Annotated in this window: 14 protein-coding genes, 1 tRNA gene and 2 pseudogenes; 6 read left to right on the top strand and 11 right to left on the bottom strand. The window is 73.7% G+C overall.

Features of this window, described 5'->3' with window-relative positions; translation table 11 throughout:
- Positions 1-54: 54 nt before the first annotated feature.
- The 6 genes from DA06_RS07385 to DA06_RS07410 all read right to left on the bottom strand — a co-directional run bounded on the left by DA06_RS07385 (position 55) and on the right by DA06_RS07410 (position 8,563).
- Complete coding sequence (locus tag DA06_RS07385; RefSeq protein ID WP_043498712.1) at positions 55-1,074, bottom strand: aldose 1-epimerase; 1,020 nt, start codon at positions 1,072-1,074, stop codon at positions 55-57.
- Between the two features lie 224 nt (positions 1,075-1,298).
- Positions 1,299-4,244 (bottom strand): leucine--tRNA ligase, encoded by a 2,946-nt coding sequence (gene leuS / locus DA06_RS07390; RefSeq protein ID WP_043498727.1) that lies wholly within the window; start codon positions 4,242-4,244, stop codon positions 1,299-1,301.
- Between the two features lie 384 nt (positions 4,245-4,628).
- A complete protein-coding gene (locus DA06_RS07395; RefSeq protein WP_052436481.1) occupies positions 4,629-5,093 on the bottom strand; it encodes a MarR family transcriptional regulator in 465 nt (154 codons plus the stop codon).
- A gap of 132 nt (positions 5,094-5,225) precedes the next feature.
- Positions 5,226-6,569, bottom strand: coding sequence for a mannitol dehydrogenase family protein (locus DA06_RS07400; protein WP_418607285.1), 1,344 nt, complete (start codon positions 6,567-6,569; stop codon positions 5,226-5,228).
- 57 nt (positions 6,570-6,626) lie between these two features.
- Positions 6,627-8,048, bottom strand: a complete 1,422-nt coding sequence (gene uxaC / locus DA06_RS07405) for a glucuronate isomerase (protein ID WP_043498717.1) — start codon at positions 8,046-8,048, stop codon at positions 6,627-6,629.
- Positions 8,045-8,563, bottom strand: coding sequence for a substrate-binding domain-containing protein (locus tag DA06_RS07410; protein WP_418607286.1), 519 nt, complete (start codon positions 8,561-8,563; stop codon positions 8,045-8,047). Before DA06_RS07410 ends, uxaC begins: the two co-directional genes overlap by 4 nt.
- 1,426 nt (positions 8,564-9,989) lie before the next feature.
- Here DA06_RS07410 and DA06_RS07415 point away from each other — a divergent pair.
- The 3 genes and pseudogenes from DA06_RS07415 (at position 9,990) to DA06_RS07425 (ending at position 13,800) form a co-directional block, all read left to right on the top strand.
- Positions 9,990-10,283, top strand: a complete 294-nt coding sequence (locus tag DA06_RS07415; RefSeq protein WP_043498739.1) for a hypothetical protein — start codon at positions 9,990-9,992, stop codon at positions 10,281-10,283.
- 175 nt (positions 10,284-10,458) lie between these two features.
- Positions 10,459-12,350 (top strand): annotated as a pseudogene (locus tag DA06_RS07420) (glycoside hydrolase family 15 protein).
- Positions 12,343-13,800: an MFS transporter gene (locus DA06_RS07425; protein ID WP_052436484.1), complete on the top strand. Its 1,458-nt coding sequence runs from the start codon at positions 12,343-12,345 to the stop codon at positions 13,798-13,800. The pseudogene DA06_RS07420 and the gene DA06_RS07425 overlap by 8 nt, the downstream one beginning before the upstream one ends.
- 27 nt (positions 13,801-13,827) lie before the next feature.
- Here DA06_RS07425 and DA06_RS07430 read toward each other — a convergent pair.
- The 3 genes from DA06_RS07430 to DA06_RS07440 form a co-directional block, all read right to left on the bottom strand.
- A tRNA-Arg gene (locus DA06_RS07430) sits at positions 13,828-13,900 on the bottom strand.
- 63 nt (positions 13,901-13,963) lie between these two features.
- The gene (locus tag DA06_RS07435) at positions 13,964-14,479 is read right to left on the bottom strand and encodes a flavodoxin family protein (protein ID WP_043498743.1); all 516 of its coding nucleotides are present in this window, start codon (positions 14,477-14,479) and stop codon (positions 13,964-13,966) included.
- Positions 14,480-14,591: 112 nt separating this feature from the next.
- Positions 14,592-16,421 carry a glycoside hydrolase family 13 protein gene (locus DA06_RS07440; protein WP_052436482.1) on the bottom strand — a complete coding sequence of 610 codons (1,830 nt, stop codon included), beginning with the start codon at positions 16,419-16,421 and terminating at the stop codon, positions 14,592-14,594.
- A 127-nt stretch (positions 16,422-16,548) separates the two neighbouring features.
- Here DA06_RS07440 and DA06_RS07445 point away from each other — a divergent pair, with 127 nt between their 5' ends.
- Positions 16,549-18,246, top strand: a complete 1,698-nt coding sequence (locus tag DA06_RS07445; protein WP_418607288.1) for a RecQ family ATP-dependent DNA helicase — start codon at positions 16,549-16,551, stop codon at positions 18,244-18,246.
- A 35-nt stretch (positions 18,247-18,281) separates the two neighbouring features.
- Entirely contained in the window at positions 18,282-18,827 is a 546-nt protein-coding gene (locus DA06_RS07450; RefSeq protein ID WP_418607290.1) for a hypothetical protein, read from the top strand.
- 13 nt (positions 18,828-18,840) lie between these two features.
- Here DA06_RS07450 and disA read toward each other — a convergent pair whose 3' ends face one another.
- Positions 18,841-19,920, bottom strand: coding sequence for a DNA integrity scanning diadenylate cyclase DisA (gene disA / locus DA06_RS07455; RefSeq protein WP_043498754.1), 1,080 nt, complete (start codon positions 19,918-19,920; stop codon positions 18,841-18,843).
- A gap of 70 nt (positions 19,921-19,990) precedes the next feature.
- Positions 19,991-21,522: pseudogene (locus tag DA06_RS07460) on the bottom strand (DNA repair protein RadA).
- 185 nt (positions 21,523-21,707) lie between these two features.
- On the opposite strand from DA06_RS07460, the gene DA06_RS07465 reads away from it, so the two are divergent.
- Complete coding sequence (locus DA06_RS07465) at positions 21,708-22,754, top strand: substrate-binding domain-containing protein (protein ID WP_043498756.1); 1,047 nt, start codon at positions 21,708-21,710, stop codon at positions 22,752-22,754.
- Positions 22,755-22,867 lie beyond the last annotated feature (113 nt).

Raw genomic sequence — 22,867 nt, forward strand, 5'->3', positions numbered from 1 at the left:
GCCCGGCTCCCGAGCCGGCGTCGGTGGCACCCGCGGCAGGCGGACCGCCCGTCGTCACCCGTGCCGGTAGACGATGTCGCTGACGAGCTGGCGCTGCTCCCCCGGAGCCAGCGTGAGCGCCTCGGCGGAGTCGGCCCGGTTGAAGGCGTCCGTGAGCAGGCCGCAGGGCTCCACCGCGACGGAGGCGCGCGGCGCGCGCCTGAGCGTGTCGCCCGTGAACACGTGCACCACCCGCGCCTGGAACGGCTCCTGCTCCACGGTGAGGCTCTCCCCGGTGCGCGGGGAGCGCAGGACGGTCGCGACCACGCCGTCGTCGTCGGGCACCAGGTCGGTGAAGGCCTGGTCCAGCACGGAGCTGCCGAGCGGCGCGAACCGCACGGGTGTCGTCTCGCCGGCGAACGCGGCCTCCCCGGCGGGCGGGATCTTCGACTCGTCGGTGACCACCCGGGAGCGGGCCGGGACGGTCAGCTCGAGACCGTCGACGGTGTCGTGGCCGGGCAGGCGGAGGTACGGGTGCCAGCCGAGCGTGACGGGCGCGGGTGCGTCACCGGTGTTGGTGGCGGTCAGCTCCAGGCCCAGCCGGGACTCCCCTTCCGAGCCGACGCCGAGGGCGTAGGAGACGGCGACGTCCAGGGAGTACGGGTAGCCCTCGTGCTCGTCCGGCGCGACGGAGGCGACGAGGCGCACCGCGAGGTCGGAGTCGCGCACGCTCATCTGTGCCCGCGCGAACCGGACACCCGTGACCAGCCCGTGCAGCGCCTCCCGGCTGCCGTCCCGGGCCGGACCCAGGTCGTGGCTCACGCCGGCGAACCGGTACCGGGCGTCGCGGATCCGGTTGGACCACGGCACGAGGAGGGCGTTGCGGTACCCGTCCTCCTCGGCCAGCTCGGCGGCGGAGGCGTAGCCGTCGAGAAGCTCGACGAGCTGGCCGTCGGCCCCCGGGGCCTGCCAGGAAAGGACCGTGGCCCCGGTCTCGGCGACGACGAGCCGGGCGCCGTCGGGGTGCGTGAGCACCCAGGTGGGCTCGCCGTCGAACGTGCTGCGCTCGAGGCCGGCGCGGGCGGTGATCTCCATCGTCTCTCCTGATCGGTGGCTCCTGCACACAGCGTGGCGGAGCCGGCCGGCCGCGCGCAGGAGTGTCCACGCCACGGCCGGCCCGGAAGGCCACGGCGTGCCGACGCCCGTCACGCCGGGCCCGGCCCGGCCGTCAGACACGGCCCGGCCAGGCCCGACCGGGACGACCGTCGGATCAAGGGCACCCAGAACGACCGTCAGGCCCCGGGGACCCAGAACGACCGTCAGGCCCCGGGGACGATGTTGACCAGGTTCGGCGCCCGGACGATCACCTTGCGCACGCCGCGCTCGCCGAGGGTGCGCCGTACCGCCTCGGAGGCGAGTGCCCGCTCGCGCAGGTCGTCCTCGCCGATCGAGGGCGGCACCTCCAGCCTGTCACGGACCTTGCCCGCCACCTGGACCACGCACGTGACCGTCTCCTCGACCAGCAGGGCCGGGTCCGCCGTCGGGAACGGCTCGCGCGCGAGCGACTCGGGGTGCCCCAGGCGGGACCACAGCTCCTCGGCGATGTGCGGGGCGACCGGCGCCACCATGAGCACCAGCGGCTCGACCGCCTCGCGCGGCACCCTGTCCAGCGAGGTCAGGTGGTTGTTGAGCACGATCATGCGGGCGATAGCGGTGTTGACCCGCATCGCCGACATCTCGGTCTCGACCTCCTCGACGGTGCGGGCCACCAGGCGCCGCGTCTCGTCGTCGGCCGGGTCGTCCACGACCGTGGTCGCGCCGGTGCGCTCGTCGACGACGTTGCGCCACAGCCGCTGCAGGAACCGCTGCGAGCCGACGACGGCGCGGGTCTCCCACGGCCGGGAGTCGGCCAGCGGGCCCATCGACATCTCGTAGACGCGGAAGGTGTCGGCGCCGTACGTGGCGTACATGTCGTCGGGGGTGACGATGTTCTTCAGCGACTTGCCCATCTTCCCGTACTCGCGGAAGACCTCCTCGCCGTTCCACCGGTAGGTCGGCTCGCCCCCGTCGGCCGCCGGGACCTCCTCGACCTCCTCGGCCGGGACGTACTGGCCCCGGTTGTCCGCGTAGGCGTAGGCCTGGATGTAGCCCTGGTTGAACAGCTTGTGGAACGGCTCGGCGCTGGAGACGTGCCCCAGGTCGTACAGGACCTTCTGCCAGAACCGGGCGTACAGCAGGTGGAGCACGGCGTGCTCGACGCCGCCGACGTACAGGTCCGCCCCGCCCGAGGCGTGCGCGGGCACCTCGGTGCAGTCGGGCAGCGTGGTGGCGGGGCGCGGGCCCATCCAGTACCGCTCCACCTCCGGGTCCACCAGCGCCTCGTCGTTGCGGGGGTCCAGGTAGCGCAGGACGTACCAGGACGAGCCGGCCCAGTTGGGCATGGTGTTGACGTCGCGGTGGTAGGTCTTCGGGCCTTCGCCGAGGTCCAGCTCGACCTCCACCCACTCCGGCACGCGGCCCAGCGGCGGCTCGGGGCTGGAGGTGGCGTCGTCGGGGTCGAACGTGCGCGGGGAGTAGTCCGGCACCTCGGGCAGCTCAACCGGCAGCATCGACTCGGGCAGGGCGTGGGCCCGGCCCTCGGCATCGTAGACCACGGGGAACGGCTCGCCCCAGTAACGCTGGCGGGAGAACAGCCAGTCGCGCAGGCGGTAGGTGGTGGCACCGCGGCCGACGCCGTTCGCCTCCAGCCATTCGGTCATGGCCGCCTTCGCCGACTCGACGTCCATCCCGTCCAGGGACAGGTCGTCCCCGGAGGAGTTCATCACGACGCCCTCGCCGGCGTAGGCGCCGCCGTCGTAGCCCTCGGGCGGTTCGACGGTGTAGACCACGGGCAGCTCGTACGCCTGGGCGAACTCGAAGTCGCGCTGGTCGCCGCCGGGGACCGCCATGATCGCGCCGGTGCCGTAGCCCATGAGGACGTAGTCGGCCGCGAACACCGGGATCCGCGCGCCGTTGACGGGGTTGGTGGCGTAGATGCCGGTGAACACTCCGGTCTTGGTGCGTTCGGCGTCCTGCCGCTCGTCGTCGGTCTTCGCGGCGGCGGCGCGCTGGTAGCCGCGCACGGCCTCCTCGGGCGTGGCGGCCCCGTCCGTCCACACGTCCCGCGTGCCCGCGGGCCACACCTCCGGGATCAGCCCCCGGTCCGGGTCGACCAGCGGGTGCTCGGGCGAGACGACCATGAAGGTGGCGCCGAACAGGGTGTCGGGCCGGGTGGTGAAGACGGTCAGCGGCTCGCCGGCGCCCGGGACGGTGAAGTCGACGTGCGCGCCGGTGGAGCGGCCGATCCAGTTGCGCTGCATCGAGCGGACCTTCTCGGGCCAGTCGATCGTGTCGAGGTCGTCGACCAGCCGGTCGGCGTACGCGGTGATCCGCAGCATCCACTGGCGCAGGTTCCGCCGGAACACCGGGAAGTTGCCACGCTCCGAGCGGCCCTCCGCGGTGACCTCCTCGTTGGCCAGCACGGTGCCCAGGCCGGGGCACCAGTTGACGGGCGCCTCGGAGATGTAGGCCAGGCGCCGGTCGTCGAGCACGCGGCGCTGCTCGTCCGCGCTCAGCTCGGCCCAGGGCCGGCCGTCCGGGGTCGGCCGGGTGCCGGCCGCCAGCTCGGCCTCCAGCTCCGCGATCGGGCGCGCCCGGCCGGTTCCGCCGTCGGATCGGGGCGCGTCGGCGTCGTAGAAGGAGTTGTAGATCTGCAGGAAGATCCACTGCGTCCACCGGACGAACTCAGGGTCCGTCGTCGCGAAGGTGCGGCGCTCGTCGTGGCCCAGGCCCAGACGGCGCAGCTGGCCGCGCATGTTCGCGATGTTCTCCTCGGTGGTGATCCGAGGGTGCTGGCCGGTCTGGACGGCGTACTGCTCGGCGGGCAGGCCGAAGGCGTCGTAGCCCAGCGCGTGCAGGACGTTCCTGCCCTTCATCCGCTGGTAGCGCCCGACGACGTCGGTGGCGATGTACCCCAGCGGGTGCCCCACGTGCAGTCCCCGGCCCGAGGGGTAGGGGAACATGTCGAGCAGGTAGAACTTCTCCGCCGGCACACCGTCTCCCGCGAGGTCGCCCGTCGGGTTCGCGGCGTGGAACGTGCCGCGCTCCTCCCAGCGGTCCTGCCAGGCGCGCTCGATCTCGTTCGCCAGCTCGGCGGTGTAGCGGTGACTGGTGGCGCCCGCCGGCGCGGCCGCCTCGTGGACCGCGGTGGCGGACTCGTCCTGCATGCTCATGGTTCGTTCCTCGTCCCGGGGAAGTGGCGGTTGCTCCTGACGCATGAAAAAACCTCCCGGACAGGGAGGTGAGCCGCGCTGGTGCGGCGCCCGCCGGTCGGGGGCACCCGCTGGTGTCAGCGCGGCTGGGTAAGGAGCACCACGGCCGTCATGGGTACAGGCTAGCGCAGGGTGGTCCCTGGCCCCCTTCCCGCGCGCACCGGCCGGTCCGGCACGCGCGAGGTCGCCGGCGGTCCGGCCGCGGCACAGGCTCGTCGCCGACGGCGCGAGGCGCCTCCTCGCCGCCCTCACGGTCGGGTAGGCGCGCGCAGCCTCGCGGTCAGGGCCGGTGGGCGCGCAGCCTCGCGGTCACGGCCGGTGGGCGCGCAAGCCTCGCGGTCACGGCCGGTAGGCGCGCAGTCTCGTGGTCAGGTCCGTGAGGGTGGCGAGCTCCTCCTCGGTGAGCGCCCCGCCCACGTGGCGCCGGATGCTGCGCACGTGCCGGCGGCCGATCCGCCGCTGCGTCTCACGCCCCTCCTCGGTGAGGACGACGACGGTCCCGCGGGCATCCTCGGGCGCCGGCTCGCGCGCCACCAGCCCCCGCGCCTCGAGACGCTCCACCATCCGGCTCAGGCTCGGCTGGCTGAGGAAGACCGCCTCGTTGAGCTCGCGCAGCCGCAGCCGTCCCTCCGGGGCGCGGCTGAGCGTGAAGAGCACGTCGTACTCCCGGGAGCGCAGCGGGGCGAAGTCGCCGGCCGACTCGAACCTGCGCATCAGGCTGGACTGGGTGCGGAAGAGCGACTCCCACGCCTCGGCGGCCACGCGGGAGCTGACCTCGGCGCCGTCGTCGTGCGTCTCGGTCACCTCTCCCCCGTCCCACGCGTGCTTCCGGCGTGAAGTCTTCCAGATGCTCTGACGGCCCGGGCCCGGTGGGCCGCCGCAGGGGGCACGCCGAGGCGCCGGACCGGCGGTCGCGGCGCCTCGCCAGAAAGGTCGTCAGACCGTCGCGGCACCCTCCAGCGCGAGGAGCTCCCCGGCCCGGGCGACGACGGCGTCCGTGAGCTTCTCGTCCGGCACCAGGTCCGGCGCGAGAAGCTCCAGCAGCGCAGAGGTGGCGTCGGCCACCGTGCCGCGAGCGGCGGCGAGGACCTCCGGCTCGCGGACGTCCTTCACCGGCGCGCCGTGGCCCTGCAGGTGGAGCACCCAGGCGGCAAGGGCGCGCACCGGCCCGGCGGGCAGCCGCCCGGCGGCGCGCTCGAGCCGCAGGACGGGAAGGATACGCACGGGAATCTTCTGGGAGCCGTCGGCCGCGATCTGGGCCAGCAGGTGACGCACGCGGGGGTTGTTGTACCGGTCCAGCAGCGCGGTGCGGTAACGGCCGACCTCCTGCGCCCCCAGCTCGAGGTGCTCGCCGGCGACGTCCCACCAGTCCTCGACCCAGCCGCGCACGGCCGGGTCCGCGATCGCGTCCGCGACGGTCTCGTGCCCGAGGATCGTGGCGGCGTAGGCCATGAGGGAGTGCGAGCCGTTGAGCAGCCAGAGCTTGCGCTGCTCGAACGGGCGGACGTCGTCGACCACGGCCACGCCGGCGTCCTCCCATGCGGGGCGTCCCGCGGGGAAGTCGCCGGCGACGACCCACTCGCTGAAGGGCTCGGTGGGCACGGGCGAGGCGTCGTCGTACCCCACGGAGTCCGCGACGGCGGCGCGCTCCGCCTCGGTGGTGGCCGGCGTGATCCGGTCCACCATGGAGGTGGCCCAGGAGACGTTATCGCCCATCCACTCCACCAGGGTGGGGTCGACGCGCTGGGCGAGCTCGGTGACGACCGTGCGGAAGGCGGGGCCGTTGTCCGGGATGTTGTCGCACGGCAGGACGGTGATCGCTCCCGCCCCCGCCGCTCGCCGGGTGAGGAACCCGCCGACGAGCCTGCCCGGGGTGGTCCGGGTGGACGCCTCCGGGTCGGAACGCAGGGCCTCGACGTCGGCGGCGACCGCCGGGTCGTCGGTGGCCAGGTGTCCGTCGGACCCGCGCATGTAGCCGGCCTCGGTCACGGTCGAGGTGATCACGGCCGTCTGCGGGCTGCGGAGGTAGCCGAGGAAGGCCTCGGTGTCGGTGGCGGGGTGCACCGCCGAGAGCGAGCTGACGACCTCGAAGGTGTCGCCGTCGGCGTGGCGGGTGATGAGGGTGTACAGCCCGTCCTGCGGGGCGAGCGCCTCGGCCGTGTCCGGCCGGCGGCCGGTGAACGCCGCGATGCCCCACTCCCCCGCGTCCGGTGCGTGCTCGGTGTACCAGGCCTGGTGCGCCCGGGTGAAGTTGCCGACGCCCAGGTGCACGATGCGCACCGGCGCGGCGGGGCGTCCGTGGTTCTGCCGGGTCAGGCGGGGGAGGCTGGGGGGTGCTCACAGCTTGAACGCCTTCCTGGGCTGGGTGACGACCAGGTCGTGGGCGGTGTCCAGCGCCTCGTCCATGGTCAGGCGGTGGTCGGCCACGAGCTCGGCGAGGAAGCCGGAGTCGAGGCGGCGGTTCATGTCGTGGCGCGCCGGGATGGAGAGGAAGGCGCGGGTGTCGTCGATGAATCCGGAGGTCCGCGAGAAGCCCGCGGACCCGGTGACCGCACGGCGGTAGCGCCGGATGGCCTCGGCCTCGTCGATGAACCACCACGGCGCGCCGACGTACACGGACGGGTAGAACCCGGCGAGCGGGGCGAGCTCACGGGAGTAGGCGGTCTCGTCGATCGTGAACAGCACGAGCTGGAAGTTCGGGGCGGTGCCGAAGGCCGACAGCATCGGCTGCAGCGCCCGGGCGAACTCCACGGGCATCGGGATGTCCGAGCCGACGTCGGCGCCGAACCGCTCGTGCGTGGGTGTGTGGTGGTTGCGCACGACCCCCGGGTGCAGGGTCATGACCAGACCGTCCTCGGAGGCCATCCGGGCCTGCTGGAAGACGAGGTCCCGCCGCAGCGCGTCGCCCTCCTCCGGGGTGATGCTGCCGGCGCGGGCCCGGGCGTAGAGGCGCTCCGCCTCGGCGTCGTCCAGCTTCTCCGCGCGGGCGTCCTTGTGGGAGTGGTCCGAGGAGACGGCCCCGTTCTCCTTGAAGAAGGCACGCCGGTTCTCCATGGCCGCGACCCAGCCGGCGTACGTGCCGGTGTCAACGCCGGAGACCTCGCCGAGGGTGTCCACCAGGCCGCTCCACGCGGGGGTGGCCGGCTCGAGGTACTTGTCCGGCCGGAAGGTGGGCGCCACCTTGCCGTCCCACGTCGGGTCCTGTGCCAGCTTGGCGTGGTGGCGCAGGTCGTCCGCCGGGTCGTCGGTCGTGGCGATGAACTCGATGCCGAACGACCTGTACAGCGCACGGGGCCGGAGCTCGGGAGTGGTGATGGCCTCGGCGATCTGGTCGTAGATCCGGTCGGCGGTCGCCGCCGACGGCACCAGCTGGATGCCGAACACGTCGGCGAGCTCGGACTCGAACCAGAACTTCATCGGGGTCCCGCGGAAGACCTTCCAGCTCTCGCACAGGATCCGGAAGGCCCTCCGGGACTGCTCGGGGGTGAAGTCCTGCTGGCCCACACCCAGGTCCGCGAGGGAGGCGCCGTTGGCGTGCAGGAGCCGGTTGACGTAGTGGTCCGGCGTGATCAGGAGCGACGTCGGGTCCGCGAACGGGACGTCGTCGGCGAGCCACTGGGGCGGGACGTGCCCGTGCGGCGAGATGATCGGCAGGTCTTTGACCGCGTCGTAGAGCTCCCGGGCGACCGGCCGCAGGGCCGGGTCGGCCGGGAGGAGACGGTCAGGGTGGACGTGCAGGCGGTCGCCGGATGAGGTCATGGGCTCATCGTGGTGGTGCGGTCCTGCGCCCGCCAACGGGTTGCCGCCAGTTGCCGGAGGCGGGGCGCCCGCCGCGGGCCGCACCACCCGGTGCCCGCGCAGCTCCTCGCCCGCCTGCCGACGCCGTCGCGCTCTCTGCGCGCCGTCACCGACGACTGCGGTTCCCCGCGTACGGTCCCGTGCTCTCGCGCTCGACCAGCTTGACCGGGACGACGACGGGCGGCCCGCCCCGCGGGTGCGCCCCCCCTGATCTGCGCGACCAGGTTCCGCACCGCCGCCGCGCCGAGGGCGCGGCGGGGCGTGGCGACGGTGGTGAGCCGCGGCGAGACGAGGTCGCCGGCGAAGATGTTGTCGTAGCCGACCACCGAGACGTCGTCCGGGACGCGCCTGCCGCGCTGCTGGACGGCACGGACGAAGCCGATGGCGACGAGGTCGTTGTACGCGATCACCGCGGTCGTCGGCGCCTCCACCGGACGCGCGGGTGCGGCCGTCCTGGTCGGTCGGCGCGGCGGCATGACGGCGCTGAGACCCGCCGCGGAAGAAGAGCGCAGGAGGGGGTCATTTCTCCAAGGTAGGCGAGCGCGGGCGCACGAGGCGGGGAGCCGCGCCGTGACGGTGCGGTGCGAAGTCCGGCACGTTCCTCGGGGCCGGGTGGCGCGCCGCGCGGCGGGCGGCGCGTCCGGGGTTCCGGACAGCGTCTCCGGCGGTGGTGGATGGAGCGCGGCGCGCAGGGGGGGCAGGCGTCGCGCTCCATCTGGCGCAGATCATGGCGCCTCGCGGGGTGCGCGCGCAAGCACGTCCCAGCGCCGGCACACGCCTCGTGCGGTGCCGGCACCGGGAAGGTCCGGCCCCGGGCCCCCACGCCCCTCACGGAACGTCCCTCCGGAAGCCCGGGACAGGACGAAGGTAACGGGCGGTCGCGGGCGGCCGGCGCGGAAAACGCGCTTCCACCGCGGCCGGAAGTGGACGTGGCAGGAGGCTGCCACGCTCGGCCCCGCCGGACGCCTCCGGGGCGGCCGTCCTGGCGGTACCGGCGCCCGCGTGAGCAAACCGACACCGGGAGTCTGCCGCGACCTGACACATCCGGCCGGCACGTCAGTAACCTGTTGATGCAATGACTGTGGACAGCCAGCCCCGTGCCACCGGCCCGCGACCGGGCGACGACCCGACGCAGACCATCCGCCAGGACGACAGCACCACGGAGGAGATCCCGGACCACCGGACCCCTGCGACCGGCCCCGAGAGAGACGACGAGTCCCTCCGGGACGACGAGCCCGACAAGGCCCCCTCCGACCGGCCGTCGGGCGTCCAGGTGACCGCGAGCGCCCTCGCCGCCGTCACGGCCACCGCCCTGCTCTCGACCCTCGGCGTGGCCGGCACCCTCATCGGTGCGGCGCTGTCCAGCGTCATCACCGTCCTCGCGAACTACCTCTACACCAGCTCCCTGCGCCGGACAGCGCTCCGGGTGGCGGCGGCCCCTCCGGTGCAGAAGGTGCGCGCCCGCACCGGTGCCGGCACCACGGCGATCCTCAGGATCCCCGCCGACGGCGGAGCCGCGGCCGGGCGGCAGACCTCCACGCTCGCCCTGGGCATCGGGCACGGCGAGACCGCCACGGTCGCCGGGCAGCCGGCCACGGGCGACGGCGGCGCGCCCGCCGCGAACGTGCGCCGCCGAGCGCGGGCGGCAGGCTCGACCGCCTCCGCGCGGCCTGGCGGGCCGTCGTCGACCGGTACGGCTACCGCCGGCTCGTCGTCACCGTCCTGGCGTTCTTCGCGGCCGTTCTCGCCGCCGTCACGCTCGTCGAGCTGGCGGCGGGCAAGCCGCTCACCGACGTCGTCCGGAACGAGGAGGGCGCCGGCACCTCACTCTTCGGCGGCCACGCCGCCGCCGAGACGCCGACGACCGGTCCGGCGTCGGACGGCGGACCCGGCACGGACCCGGTGCCCGGGACCGAGGATTCGCCGGGCACCGACGAGGAGACGACCGACCCGGACGAGCCGGGGGCCGACCAGCCCGCCGGGACGGAGGGCTCCGTGCCGGAGCCGACCCCGACGTCCGACGCCACGCCGGGCGACGACACGGACGGCACGACGCCGTCGCCGTCGCCCTCGCCGTCCGAGACCGTCACGCCCGACCAGTCCACGACGCCGGGAGACCAGGCGCCCGGCAGCCAGTCGCCCGGCAACCAGGAGGTCCCGCAGCAGAGCGTGCCGGAGCCGCTCCCCGCCGGATGAGGCTGCGCCGCCGGCCACGGCGGCCCGCCCACGGGCGGCTCACCCGCCGGAGGGTGAGGCCCCGCCCCCGGCGAGCCCCGAACGATGGTCCTCAGGCGCCGGGGCGACCGTCCCGGCGTGTCGCCCCGACGGAGGAGGGCCCGTGGACCGGTATCCGCCCATCGCCGAGCACGGAATGGTCGGCGACCTGCAGACCGCCGCGCTGGTCTCGTCCGCCGGGACCGTCGACTGGTGGTGCGCCCCGCGCTTCGACTCGCCCAGCATCTTCGCCTCCCTGCTGGACAGCGAGCGCGGTGGCCACTGCCGTCTGGCCGTCGACCTCGGGGAGGAGGACGGCCTGGCGGTCAGACAGCTGTACCTGTCCGACACGGCGATCCTGATCACCCGGTTCATGGCACCGGGCGGCGTCGGCGAGATCGCCGACTTCATGATGCCCCTGGACTCCCCCACCGCGACGGACCGGCACCGCCTGGTCAGGATCGCCCGGGTGGTCCGGGGCAGCCTGCCCTTCACGCTCGCCTGCCGCCCGCGCTTCGACTACGCCCGCGCACCGCACACCCTGGACCTGCGGGACGGCCGCACCGCGGTCTTCCACGGCCCGGGCACCGACCTGCACCTCCAGGCCACGGACGGCGTGGACCTGCGCGCCGACGGCGGCGACGACGTCACTGCCCGCTTCACGCTCTCCGCCGGCGAGGCCGCGGCGGTCGTCCTGACCACCACCGCGAGCGACGGCGACGCGTCGCCCCCGCCGTCGCCGGCGGGCGTGCTGGAAGAGCTGGCCGCCTGCCGGTCGTTCTGGCTGTCCTGGCTGCGCTCGTGCACGTACCGGGGCCGCTGGCAGGACATGGTCAACCGCTCGGCGATCACGCTGAAACTGCTCACCTACGCGCCGACGGGCGCTCCCATCGCGGCGGCCACCATGGGGCTGCCGGAGCAGGTCGGCGGCGAGCGCAACTGGGACTACCGGTTCACCTGGGTCCGGGACGCCTCGCTGTCGGTCCGCGCCCTGATCGATCTGGCTTCAGGGACGAGGCGTACGCCTTCCGCCGGTGGCTGCGCGAGCGCATCGAGGCCGGCGGCACGGAGACGGGCGACCCGCTGCAGATCATGTACCGGGTCGACGGCGACCCGCACCTGACCGAGGAGACCCTCGACCACCTGGAGGGCTACCGGGGTTCCCGGCCGGTGCGGGCGGGCAACGCCGCGGCGGACCAGCTCCAGCTGGACATCTACGGCGAGGCCTCGGACGCGTTGGCCGTCGGCGGGGACATCGGGACCATCCGCGGCTGGGACGCCCTGTGCCAGGTCCTCGACTGGCTGGCCGACAACTGGGACCAGCCCGACGAGGGCATCTGGGAGACCCGTGGCGGCCGGCAGAATTTCACCTACAGCCGGCTGATGACCTGGGTCGCGTTCGACCGCGGGATCAAGATCGCCACCGCCTTCTCGCGTCCGGGCCACCTCGAGCGCTGGGCCGACGTCCGCGACACCGTCTTCCGCCAGATCGTCGAGCACGGCTGGCACGACAGCCGCCGTGCCTTCGTCCAGCACTACGACACGGACGTCGTGGACGCCTCCCTGCTGCTGATGCCGAGGGTCGGGTTCCTCTCGGCACGGGACCCCGACTGGCTCACGACGCTCGACGCCATGGAGGAGGAGCTGGTCAGCGACAGCCTGGTCTACCGCTACGACCCGCAGGCCTCACCGGACGGCCTGCGCGGCTCCGAGGGCACCTTCAACCTGTGCAGCTTCTTCTACGTGGAGGCCCTGGCGCGCAGCGGCCGGCTGGCGCAGGCGAGGTACGCGTTCGACAAGATGCTCACCTACGCCAACCACGTGGGCCTCTTCGCCGAGGAGATCGGCCCCTCGGGCGAGCAGCTGGGCAACTTTCCCCAGGCGTTCACGCACCTCGCGCTGATCACGGCCGCCATGGCGCTCGACGAGGAGATGAGCAGGGCGGAGAGGGCACCCGCGGCCGGCGACGGCTGGCACCCGACGGCGCGGGGGTTCGCCGTGCCCGCCCGGTCGGGCGGTGAGAGCGCCGGGGGCGGCGGCCATGGCTGAGCCGGGCGGCACCCGGCAGGTGCAGGGACAGGGGCTCGTGCTCGCGGCGCTCGCGCTGGCCCAGTTCATCTGCAGCTTCGCCGGCTCGAACATGAACGTGATGATCAACGACATCAGCCGCGACCTGGACACCACGGTGCAGGGCGTGCAGATCGCCATCACGATCTTCCTGCTCGTCATGGCGGCGCTGATGATCCCGGGCGGGAAGCTGACCGACCGCTACGGCCGCAAGCGCTGCTTCCTGGCCGGCCTCGTCATCTACGCGGTGGGAGCCCTGGTCAGCGCGGCCTCCCCCGGCCTCGGCGTGCTCATCCTCGGCAACTCGATCCTCGAGGGCGTCGGCACCGCGCTGCTCATCCCGCCGGTCTACATCCTCACCACGCTCATCTACCGGGAGACCACCTCCCGGGCCCGGGCGTTCGGGGTGATCATGGCCCTCGGGGGCGTCGGCGCCGCCGCCGGCCCGCTGATCGGCGGGCTGATCACCTCCGCGATCAGCTGGCGGGCGGCCTTCGTCTTCCAGGCCCTGGTCATCGGCGTCATCGTGCTGCTGAGCCGGAGGATCCGGGACCCGCTCCCCGCGGACCCGGGCCGCGAGTTCGACACCGGCGGGGCGGTCGTGTCCGCCGTCGGCCTCGTGCTGATCGTCGCCGGCATCCTGGCGGCCGACGACAACGTCTGGCTGATGCTCGCCCTGCTGGCTCTGGGCGTGCTGGTGCTCCTCTGGTTCTTCCGTGGGGTCCGGGCCAAGGAGGCGTCCGGCCGGGAGCCGCTGCTGTCCCTCAGCCTGTTCCGCAACCGCACCTCCAACCTCGGGCTGGTCACCCAGAACGTCCAGTGGCTGATGCTCCTGGGCTCCTCGTTCACCGTGGCCGCCTACCTGCAGGTGGTGCGCGGCTACGACGCCGTCGGGACCGGCGTCATCTTCACGGCCGCCACCCTCGGCCTGCTCGCGTCGTCCCTGACCGCCGAGCGCCTGGCGAGACGCCGGGCGCAGCGGACCCTGATCATGACCGGCTTCGTGCTCAGCGTCGTCGGCATCGCGGTGCTGATCGCGCTCGTCAACCGCTACAGCACGCCGTGGGCCTTCGTCCCCGGACTTCTCGTGCTGGGGATCGGCGTCGGCGTGATGCTGACCCCGTCGGTCAACGTCGTCCAGTCGGCGTTCCCCGAGGAGCAGCAGGGCGAGATCTCCGGGCTGTCCCGTAGCGTCTCGAACCTCGGCTCCTCCTTCGGCACCGCCATCGCGGGCACCATCCTCGTCGCCGGGCTCAGCCACGGCGCCTACGCCGTCGCCATGATCACGCTGGGTCTGGCGGGCCTCGGTGGTCTCGTGGCCGCGGCGGGGCTGCCGCGGGCGGCACGACCGAGCCCGGCACCCGGCACGTCGGCCTCGGCGACGCCGGAGTCTCCCGGCCGGCGCCGCTTCGGCGTCGGCAGCGCCGGGTAGGGGTGCTGGACGTGTTCGCACGCTCGGTGCCCTCGGGCAGATTCGAACTGCCGACACCCGCTTTAGGAGAGCGGTGCTCTATCCCCTGAGCTACGAGGGCGGGGACCGGAGAACAGGGTACGGCCCAGCCGCCCCCGTGCCCAAACAGGATGCTCGCGCACGCCTACGCGACCCGCTCCCCCAGAAGACGCCCCAGCTCCATGCCCCACGCACGGGCGCGGTGGAGCTCACCGTCGAGCAACGGACCCTCGTAGCCGCGGACCCGGAAGCTCATCCCCGCCCCCAGCGGCTCGGCGCCGACCCGGCGCAGCCGCTTGGCGGCGGCGGCGTGCGCGTAGCCGGGCACCCGCGCCTGCACGTGGGTGTCGAAGACGGCGACGGGCAGGCGCTCGCGGACGCTGTACGCCGACGCCAGCCACTCGCGCACGCCGGTGCCCTCGGTGATGACCGGGTGCCCGACGCGCTCGTACGCGTCCCGCCGGGTCTCCGGGCGGGGCAGGCCGAACGCGTGCGTGGGGGCGCCGACGACGAGCAGGTCCGTCTCGAGCGTCTCGAGCTCGGGCGCCTCGCCCACCTCGACGACGTCGACCCGCATGAAGTTGCGCAGCCCGTCGGCCACGGCGTCCGCGACGGCACGGGTGTTGCCGAACATCGACTCGTACACGACCAGCGCACCCATGGCGACCACGACTCCCTCGTTCCCGGCCGGGCGCTCCGACCGCGGCCCGTCCGCTGTGTCCAGGTTCGCACCGCGGGAGGGTCGCCGACCGAGACGATGGTCCCCTTGTGGATCAGGCGAGGTAGACCCGGGACTCCCACGGCGCCAGGGCCACCGACTCGCCGTCGGCCGGTGCGCCGTCGGGATGCGTCGTGAGGACCAGCTCGCCGGTGAGCGCCGCGGCCTGCCCGGGCAGCGTCACCGTCACCGGTTCGCCGGACCAGTTCGCCACGACGAGCAGGGTCTGCCCGCCGGAGCGGCCGGCGTCGCCAGCGTCCTGGTTCCCCGGGGCGGTCCGGGTGTAGGCGAAGACCTGCTCGTGCTCCGGCAGCAGCAGCTCGAACCGGCCGTCGACCACCACGTCGAGGGTGTGCCGCAGCTCGACGAGCCGGCGGTAGTGGTGGAACACCGAGCCCGGGTCGGCGGCGGCGTCCGCGGCGTTGATCTCCATGTAGGACGGGTTGACCGACAGCCAGGGTGTGCCGGTGGTGAAGCCGGCGTTCTCCGAGCCGTCCCACTGCATCGGCGTACGGGCGTTGTCGCGGCTGACGGGACCGATGCCGGCCATCACCTCGCCGTCGGAGGCCCCGCCGGAGACGGACTCGCGGTAGTAGTTCAGCGTCTCGATGTCGCGGTAGTCCTCGATCCCGGCCCAGCCGACGTTCGTCATGCCGAGCTCCTCGCCCTGGTAGACGTAGGGCGTCCCGCGCAGCATGTGCAGCACCGTGCCGAGCGTCTTGGCGGAGCTCACCCGGTGCTCCGGCGAGTCGTCGCCCCAGCGCGAGACGACGCGGGGCTGGTCGTGGTTGTTCCAGTACAGCGAGTTCCAGCCGGCGTCGGCCAGGCCCTCCTGCCACGCGGCGAGGTTGGCCTTGAGGTCCGGCAGGTGCAGCGGGTTCAGCCGCCACTTCCCGGCAGGGCCGTGGTCGATGCCCACGTGCTCGAAGGTGAACACCATGTCGAGCTCGCGGCTGGCCGGGTCGGTCACGGAGCGGGCGAGCTCGAGGGTCACGCCGGGCATCTCGCCGACGGTCAGGAGCACCTGACCGTCGCGCGCGCCGTCGGCCAGCACCTCACGGTGCATCTCGGCGAGGAACTCCTCCAGGCGCGGGCCGTTGGTGTACTGCGGCGAGCCGTCGCCGAAGCGGCGCGCCCCCGCCGGCGCGGCAGGGTTCACCGCGCCGTCGGTGAGCTCGCCGTCTGGCCCGACGACCTTGGAGATGAGGTTGATGACGTCCATGCGGAAGCCGTCGACGCCGCGGGCCACCCACCAGCGCATCATGTCGTAGACGGCGTGGCGAACCGAAGGGTTCTCCCAGTTCAGGTCCGGCTGCTTGCGCGAGAACAGGTGCAGGTAGTACTCTCCGCTCGCCTCGTCCCACTGCCACGTGGACCCGGAGAAGAACGAGTGCCAGTTGGTCGGCTCGGCGCCCGGCTCCCCGCCCACGGTGCCCGGCCGCGGCGGGCGCCACCAGTACCAGTCCCGCTTCGGGGAGTCCTTGCCGGACCGCGACGCGACGAACCACGGGTGCTCGTCGGAGGTGTGGTTGACCACCAGGTCCATCACCAGGCGCATGCCGCGGGCGTGCAGGCCCTCGATGAGCTCGTCGAGGTCCGCCAGCGTGCCGAACGTGGGGTCGATGTCCTGGTAGTCCGAGATGTCGTAGCCGTTGTCGTCCTGCGGCGAGGAGTAGATCGGCGAGAGCCACACGACGTCGACGCCCAGCGCCTGCAGGTGGTCGAGCCTGCCGATGATGCCCCGCAGGTCGCCCACGCCGTCGCCGTCGGAGTCGGCGAAGGAGCGCGGGTAGATCTGGTAGACGACGGCGGTGCGCCACCACTCCCGGCCGTGCGCCCTCGTCGTCTCGTCGGTCCGTACGGCTGCCGCGGGTCGCTCCGTCATGCTTCCCACCCTAGGAGCCGACGGCGGAGGCCACCTGCCCGGCGCCCGGCCCCCGTCCGCACCTCGGGCGCCTGACCTCACACCGGCTCCGATTGCCGACCGGCCGCGGCGACCTCACAGTGAGGCGGTGAACGACATCCCGCAGCAGGTCCGAGACGTCGCGGCAGAGTCCTTCGGCTGGGACCGCCTGCGGCCCGGCCAGGACGAGGCGATGAACGCCGTCGCGCAGGGCCGAGATGTCCTGGCCGTCATGCCCACCGGGTACGGCAAGTCGGGGATCTACCAGGTCCCGGCGGTGCTGCGGGACGGGCCGACCGTCGTCGTCTCCCCGCTCATCTCCCTGCAGGCCGACCAGGTGGCCGGCCTCGAGGCGATGGGCGCGCCCGAGGCGGTGGCGCTCAACTCGGCCCAGGGCGAGGAGGAGAACGCCCGCGCCTGGCGGGCCGTCGGCCGGGAGGGCGCCGAGTTCCTCTTCCTCTCGCCGGAGCAGCTCGCCAAGGACGAGGTCGTCGACCGGATCCGGGCGTTCGGGCCGTCGCTCTTCGTCGTCGACGAGGCGCACTGCATCTCCTCCTGGGGTCACGACTTCCGGCCCGACTACCTCGCCCTCGGGCACGTCGCCGAGCGGCTCGGGCGACCGCCGGTCGTCGCGCTGACGGCGACCGCCGCCACGCCCGTCCAGGCGGAGATCGTCGACCGGCTCGGGCTGCGCGACCCGCTGGTGGTGGCCCGGGGGTTCGACCGGCCGAACCTCTTCCTCGACGTGGTGCGCCACACCGACGGCGACGGCAAGCGCCGCGCCGTCCTCGAGCAGGTGCCGACGCTGCCCGGGTCAGGACTGGTGTACGTGGCCACCCGCAAGGACGCCGAGCGCTACGCCGAGGCGCTCGCCGGGCCGCTCGCGGAGGGCGGCGACGGCATCCGCGGCCGGAGGGTCGCCGCCTACCACGCGGGCCTCCCGGCGCGGCGGCGGGAGGAGGTCCACCACGCGTTCCTCGACGGCGAGGTGGACGTCGTCGTCGCGACGTCGGCGTTCGGCATGGGCATCGACAAGCCCGACGTGCGCTTCGTCGTCCACGTCGACGCGCCGGACTCCCTCGACGCGTACTACCAGGAGATCGGCCGCGCCGGCCGCGACGGCGAGGACGCGTGCACGGTCCTGCACTACCGGCCCGAGGACCTCGGCCTGCGCAAGTTCTTCGCCGCCGCCAAGGTCGACGAGCCCGCCCTCCGCGCCGTCCTGACCGCCACCCGCCGCGCCCGCGGACCGCTCACGATGGCGGCCCTGCGCGACCGCACCGGCCTGTCCGCCCGGAAGGTCACCGGCACCGTGAACCTGCTGCAGGAGGTCGGCGCCGTGGGCCGCACCCGGCGCGGGGTCAGCGCCGAGGGGGGCGCCGCCCCGAAGGACGTGGTCGCCGCCGTCGTCGACCTGACGGAGTCGCGCGAGCGCATCGAACGTTCCCGCGTCGAGATGGTGCGGGGGTACGCCGAGACGCAGGGGTGCCGCCGTCAGTTCCTGCTGGGCTACTTCGGCGAGCCGCACGCGGGGTCCTGCGACGCCTGCGACGTCTGCCTGGACGACGGCGGACCCGACCTCGGCCCGTCCGCGTCACCCGCGCTCGCCGCGAGCGCCGGGTCGCGTCGTCGTACGGTCCCGCTGTGGGAACGACGACGCGAGGAACGACCGGGCGAACGGCGGGCGGCGCACGCCCGACGCGAGACGGCCGGACCTCCGGCGGTCGCCCGGCCGGGGCACGGCCGGTTCGTAAGCCACGCCCGAGCAGGGCCGTCATCTGGCGGCGACGGATCGTCGCCCTGCTGATCCTGCTCGCCCTGATCGTGGGTGTGGTGTGGGGCGTGAGCGCTCTCGTCAGCATGCTCACCGCGCAGGGTGCGGAAGATGCCGGCACCTCCGCGGCCAGTGACGCCGGAGGTGAGGACGGGCAGGCCGCGGCCGGCGCGACGGACCAGCCCTCGACCCAGGGCGGCGGCGCGGCGTCCGACGGCCCGGCGGACCCGGGGGAGTGCTCGCCGCGCGACCTTGACGTGACGATGGCCGCCGTGCCCGCGAACGGCGGACCGATGACGTTCGACCTCACGCTCCACAACGGCGCCGACGTCGCCTGCCTCATCGACGCGGGCGACACCTCGCTGGAGCTGACCGTGCACTCCGGTGAGGACCGGGTGTGGTCGTCGGCCGACTGCGTCGCCGAGCCGACGGAGCGCGAGCTGCTGCTCGACGCGGGGGACAGCGCCGAGACGACCGTCCGGTGGGACGGCAGCAGGTCCGCCGACGGCTGCCCCGCCGGCCAGGGCGCGGCGCAGCCGGGTTCCTACAGGGTGTCCGCCACCCTCGACGGGGCGAGCCTGCCCGCGGCGGCGACGGTCTTCACGCTGGAGTGACGGGCAACGCCCGTCAGGCGAAGCGCTCGAGGATCGAGGACTCGGCGAGGCGGGAGAGTCCCTCACGGACGGCGCGGGCGCGGTGCGGACCGACGCCGTCGACGGACTGCAGGTCCTCGGCCGACGCCGAGAGCATCACCTGCAGGCTGCCGCAGTGGGCGACGATCGACTCCGCGACCGGTGTGGGCAGGCGCGGGATCTTCGCGAGGACCCGGTAGCCGCGCGGTGCGAGGGCGGAGTCCAGCGCATCGCCGTCGGGGCCCCCGACACCGATGACCCGTGCGATGGTCGGCATGTCTACCAGCTGTGCCGACGTCAGCCGCGACAGTGCCTCCAGCACGTCGGCCGGGCTCCGGCCGACGGAGTTCCCGAGGTAGTCGCGGATCACCAGCGTGCGGTCGGGGTCCAGCCCGATGACGAGCTCCTCGAGCTGGAGCGAGAGCAGCCGCCCGTCGGTCCCCAGCTCCGTAACGTAGCCCTCCACCTCGGCGGAGATGCGCGAGACCATCTCGAGCCGCTGGATCACCGTCACCACGTCGCGCACGGTGACGAGGTCCTCGATCTCCAGGGCGGACAACGTCCCGGAGACCTCGTCGAGCCGGGCCTTGTACCGCTCCAGGGTGGCGAGGGCCTGGTTCGCACGGGAGAGGATGACGTCGGAGTCCTCCACGACGTGCCGGTGGTGGTCGACGTAGAGGGCGACGGTGCGCATCGACTGGCTGACGGAGATGACCGGGTAGCCCGACTGCTTGGCGGCGCGCTCCGCGGTGCGGTGACGCATCCCGGACTCCGACGTCTCGATGTTCGCGTCGGGCAGCAGCTGGACGTTGGCGCGGCGGATCCGGCGGTTCGTGTAGTCGACCACGACGGCGCCGTCCATCTTCGACAGCTCACGCAGACGGGTGGCCGAGAACTCCACGTCGAGGTGGAACCCGCCGGAGCACATCGCCTCCACGTCGTCGTCGTAGCCGAGGACGACGATGGCGCCGGTGCGCCCGCGCAGGATCCGCTCGAGCCCGTCGCGCAGCTCGGTGCCCGGCGCGATCGCCTGGAGCATCACGCGGAGCTTGGTGTCGGCGGGGACCTCAGGCACTTGACCTCACACGGTGGGCACGGCGGGGCAGCGTCTCCACCCCCGCCAAATCCTAGGGGACGACGCCGGATCAGGCGTTCCCTCGTCCGTCCGGCGGGCGCTCATCGCAGCACGACGCGCCGGAGAGCTCGACGGCCTCGTGCAGGTTCTCCACGGGCCGGATCGTCATCCCGGGGAGGCGCTGGAGATCGCCGGACCCCTGCGCGGGGACCAACGCCTTTGTGAACCCCAGGCGGGCGGCCTCGGCCAGGCGGCGCTGCACACCCACCGTCGTGCGCACGTCGCCCGTCAGCCCCACCTCGCCGACCGCGATCATCTTCGGGTCCAGCGCGCGCTGCGTGGCGGCGGAGAGCAGGGAGAGCGCGACGGCGAGGTCGACGGCAGGCTCGACGGCCCGGGCACCTCCCACCGTCGAGACGTAGACGTCGGACGCCGAGATGTTGACCCCGAGCCGGGACTGCAGGACCGCGAGCGTCATCGCCACCCGCGAGGAGTCCACGCCCGACGTGGTGCGGCGCGGGGAACTCAGCGAGGAGGGTGCGACGAGCGCCTGGATCTCGGTCGGCATCGGCCGCCTGCCCTCGAGCGAGACGGTCACGCACGTGCCGGGCACCGCCTGGCGCACCCCGGAGAGGAACAGGCCGGAGGGATCCGCGAGGCCGGTGATGCCGGCGTCGCCCAGGTCGAAGCAGCCGACCTCGTCCGTGGGGCCGTACCGGTTCTTCACGGCGCGCACCATGCGCAGCCTGGAGTGGCGGTCGCCCTCGAACTGGCACACCACGTCCACCAGGTGCTCGAGGACCCTCGGACCGGCGATCGAGCCGTCCTTGGTCACGTGCCCGACGAGCAGGACCGGAATGTCCCGCGTCTTGGCCACGTTGATGAGTGCTCCGGCCACCGCACGGACCTGGCTCACCCCGCCGGCGCTCCCGTCGACGGAGCCGTCGGCGATGGTCTGGACGGAGTCGACGACCAGCAGCGAGGGCTCCGCCGCCTCGACGTGCCCGAGGAGCGTGGCGAGATCCGTCTCGGCGGCGAGCAGCAGGTTGGGCGTGAGCGCGCCGATCCGTTCCGCGCGCAGGCGCACCTGGCTCGCGGACTCCTCGCCCGTGACGTACAGGACGGGCCGCCCCCGGCCGGACGCACCGGCCGTGCGTGACGCGCCCGACGCGCCGGACGCATCTGCGCCGGACGCAGCCGACCCGCCAGCACCGTCCGCGGCGCCGTAGGCGGCCGAGACCTCGGCGGCGCGGGCCGCGACGCAAGCAGCAGGGTCGACTTGCCCACCCCCGGCTCCCCGGCGAGCAGCACGACGGCGCCGGGCACGATGCCGCCGCCGAGCACCCTGTCGAGCTCGCCGACGCCGGTGCTGCGTGCGCGGGCGGCTTCGACGTCGACCTCGTGGATCGGGCGCGCGGGGGACGAAGGGGCGAGCGCGGCGGGCGCACGGGCGGCGGCAGCTCGCTCCGCCGTCGTCTCCTCGACCGTGCCCCAGGCCTGGCACTCCCCGCACCGGCCCACCCACTTGGGGGTGCTCCACCCGCACTCCGCGCACCGGTAGGCGGGGCGGGTCCGTGCGTTCTTCGTGGCGGTGGGGCTCATGCTGACACCGTAGGACCGGCCACCGACATCGTGTCGCACCCGCCCTCCACCTCGCGCCCGGACCGGTCCGCACGCGGACGGTCGTACCGCGGCACGGGCCGGGCGCCCGGGCCGCGCCGGACGTCCACCAGACGCGCGCCCCGCCGCGGATACGCTGGCGACACCGATGTGAGACGGAGTGGACGATGCGCAGCACCGACAGGAAGCCCGGAGCTCGGGCGCAGGCGCCGTCCATGGCCGACGTCGCGGCGGTGGCCGGCGTCTCGCACCAGACTGTCTCGCGCGTGCTGAACGCCCCCAAGACCGTCCGGCCCGACACCCGCGAACGCGTCCAGTCGGCCATCGAGCAGCTGGGGTACCGCCGCAACTCGTCCGCCCGCGCGCTGCGGACCCGCCGGACCCGGCTGATCGGCGTGGTGAACCCCGGCGAGGCTCGGTTCGGGCCGGCGAACACCACCATGGCGATCGAGGAGGCCGCACGGGTGGCGGGCTATGCCACCACGCTCGCGGTCATGCGCGACTCGCAGGCGGCCACCGTGGAAGCTGCCCTGGAGTTCTTCCTCGGCCTCGGCGTCGACGGCATCGTGGTGATCGCGCCCGTCACCCAGGTGGCCGCCGCGGCCAACGAGCTGGCCGGCAGCCTGCCGGTCGTCATGGTCACCGCCGGGCTGCGGCCGACGTCGAAGCTCCGTGTGGTCGGTGTGGACCAGGAGCTGGGCGCCTACCGGGCGACCCGGCACCTCATCGAGCTCGGGCACCGCGAGATCATCCACGTCTCGGGCCCCAACAACTGGTTCGACGCCCGCTCACGCATCGTCGGATGGCGTCGCGCACTGACCGAGGCCGGCCTGGAGGTCCCGCCGATCGTGCCCGGCGGCTGGGACCCGGTCGACGGCTTCGCCGCGGCCCGAGGAATGATCGCCGACGGACGTGTCCCGTCCAGCGTCTTCGCCGCCAACGACCTTCTCGCGCTCGGCATGATGCGGGCGTTCCACGCCGAAGGGATCAGGGTCCCCGAGGACGTGTCGGTCGTGGGCTTCGACGACACCGAGGGGGCCGGCTACTACGAGCCGCCGCTCACGACCGTCAGGCAGCCTTTCGCGGCGGTGGGGCACCGCGCCATCGAGGTGCTGCTGGGCGTCATCGAGGGCGAGTCCGTGCCGTCCGACCCCATCGCACCGGAGGTCGTCGTCAGAGAGTCGTCGGGCCCGCCGCGGGAAGGCGCGCCCTGAGTCCCGACGGCGCACGCCGCGCGCGGTGACGGCCGGCTCGCCGGTGGTCGGGTTCGGGTCGCATTCCTGGGCGCCAGGGCCCAGCCGGCTGGGTCCGGGCCGCCCGGTCGTGG

Origin of the sequence: Georgenia sp. SUBG003 (assembly GCF_000715355.2) — a bacterium.
Taxonomy (GTDB): domain Bacteria; phylum Actinomycetota; class Actinomycetes; order Actinomycetales; family Actinomycetaceae; genus Georgenia.

Excerpts from the sequence above, each read along its gene's own strand:
- DA06_RS07385 (WP_043498712.1), bottom strand. The coding sequence starts at position 1,074 with ATGGAGATCACCGCCCGCGCCGGCCTCGAGCGCAGCACGTTCGACGGC.
- leuS (WP_043498727.1), bottom strand. The coding sequence starts at position 4,244 with ATGCAGGACGAGTCCGCCACCGCGGTCCACGAGGCGGCCGCGCCGGCG.
- uxaC (WP_043498717.1), bottom strand. The coding sequence starts at position 8,048 with ATGACCTCATCCGGCGACCGCCTGCACGTCCACCCTGACCGTCTCCTC.
- DA06_RS07410 (WP_418607286.1), bottom strand. The coding sequence starts at position 8,563 with ATGCCGCCGCGCCGACCGACCAGGACGGCCGCACCCGCGCGTCCGGTG.
- DA06_RS07425 (WP_052436484.1), top strand. The coding sequence starts at position 12,343 with ATGGCTGAGCCGGGCGGCACCCGGCAGGTGCAGGGACAGGGGCTCGTG.
- DA06_RS07435 (WP_043498743.1), bottom strand. The coding sequence starts at position 14,479 with ATGGGTGCGCTGGTCGTGTACGAGTCGATGTTCGGCAACACCCGTGCC.
- DA06_RS07440 (WP_052436482.1), bottom strand. The coding sequence starts at position 16,421 with ATGACGGAGCGACCCGCGGCAGCCGTACGGACCGACGAGACGACGAGG.
- DA06_RS07465 (WP_043498756.1), top strand. The coding sequence starts at position 21,708 with ATGCGCAGCACCGACAGGAAGCCCGGAGCTCGGGCGCAGGCGCCGTCC.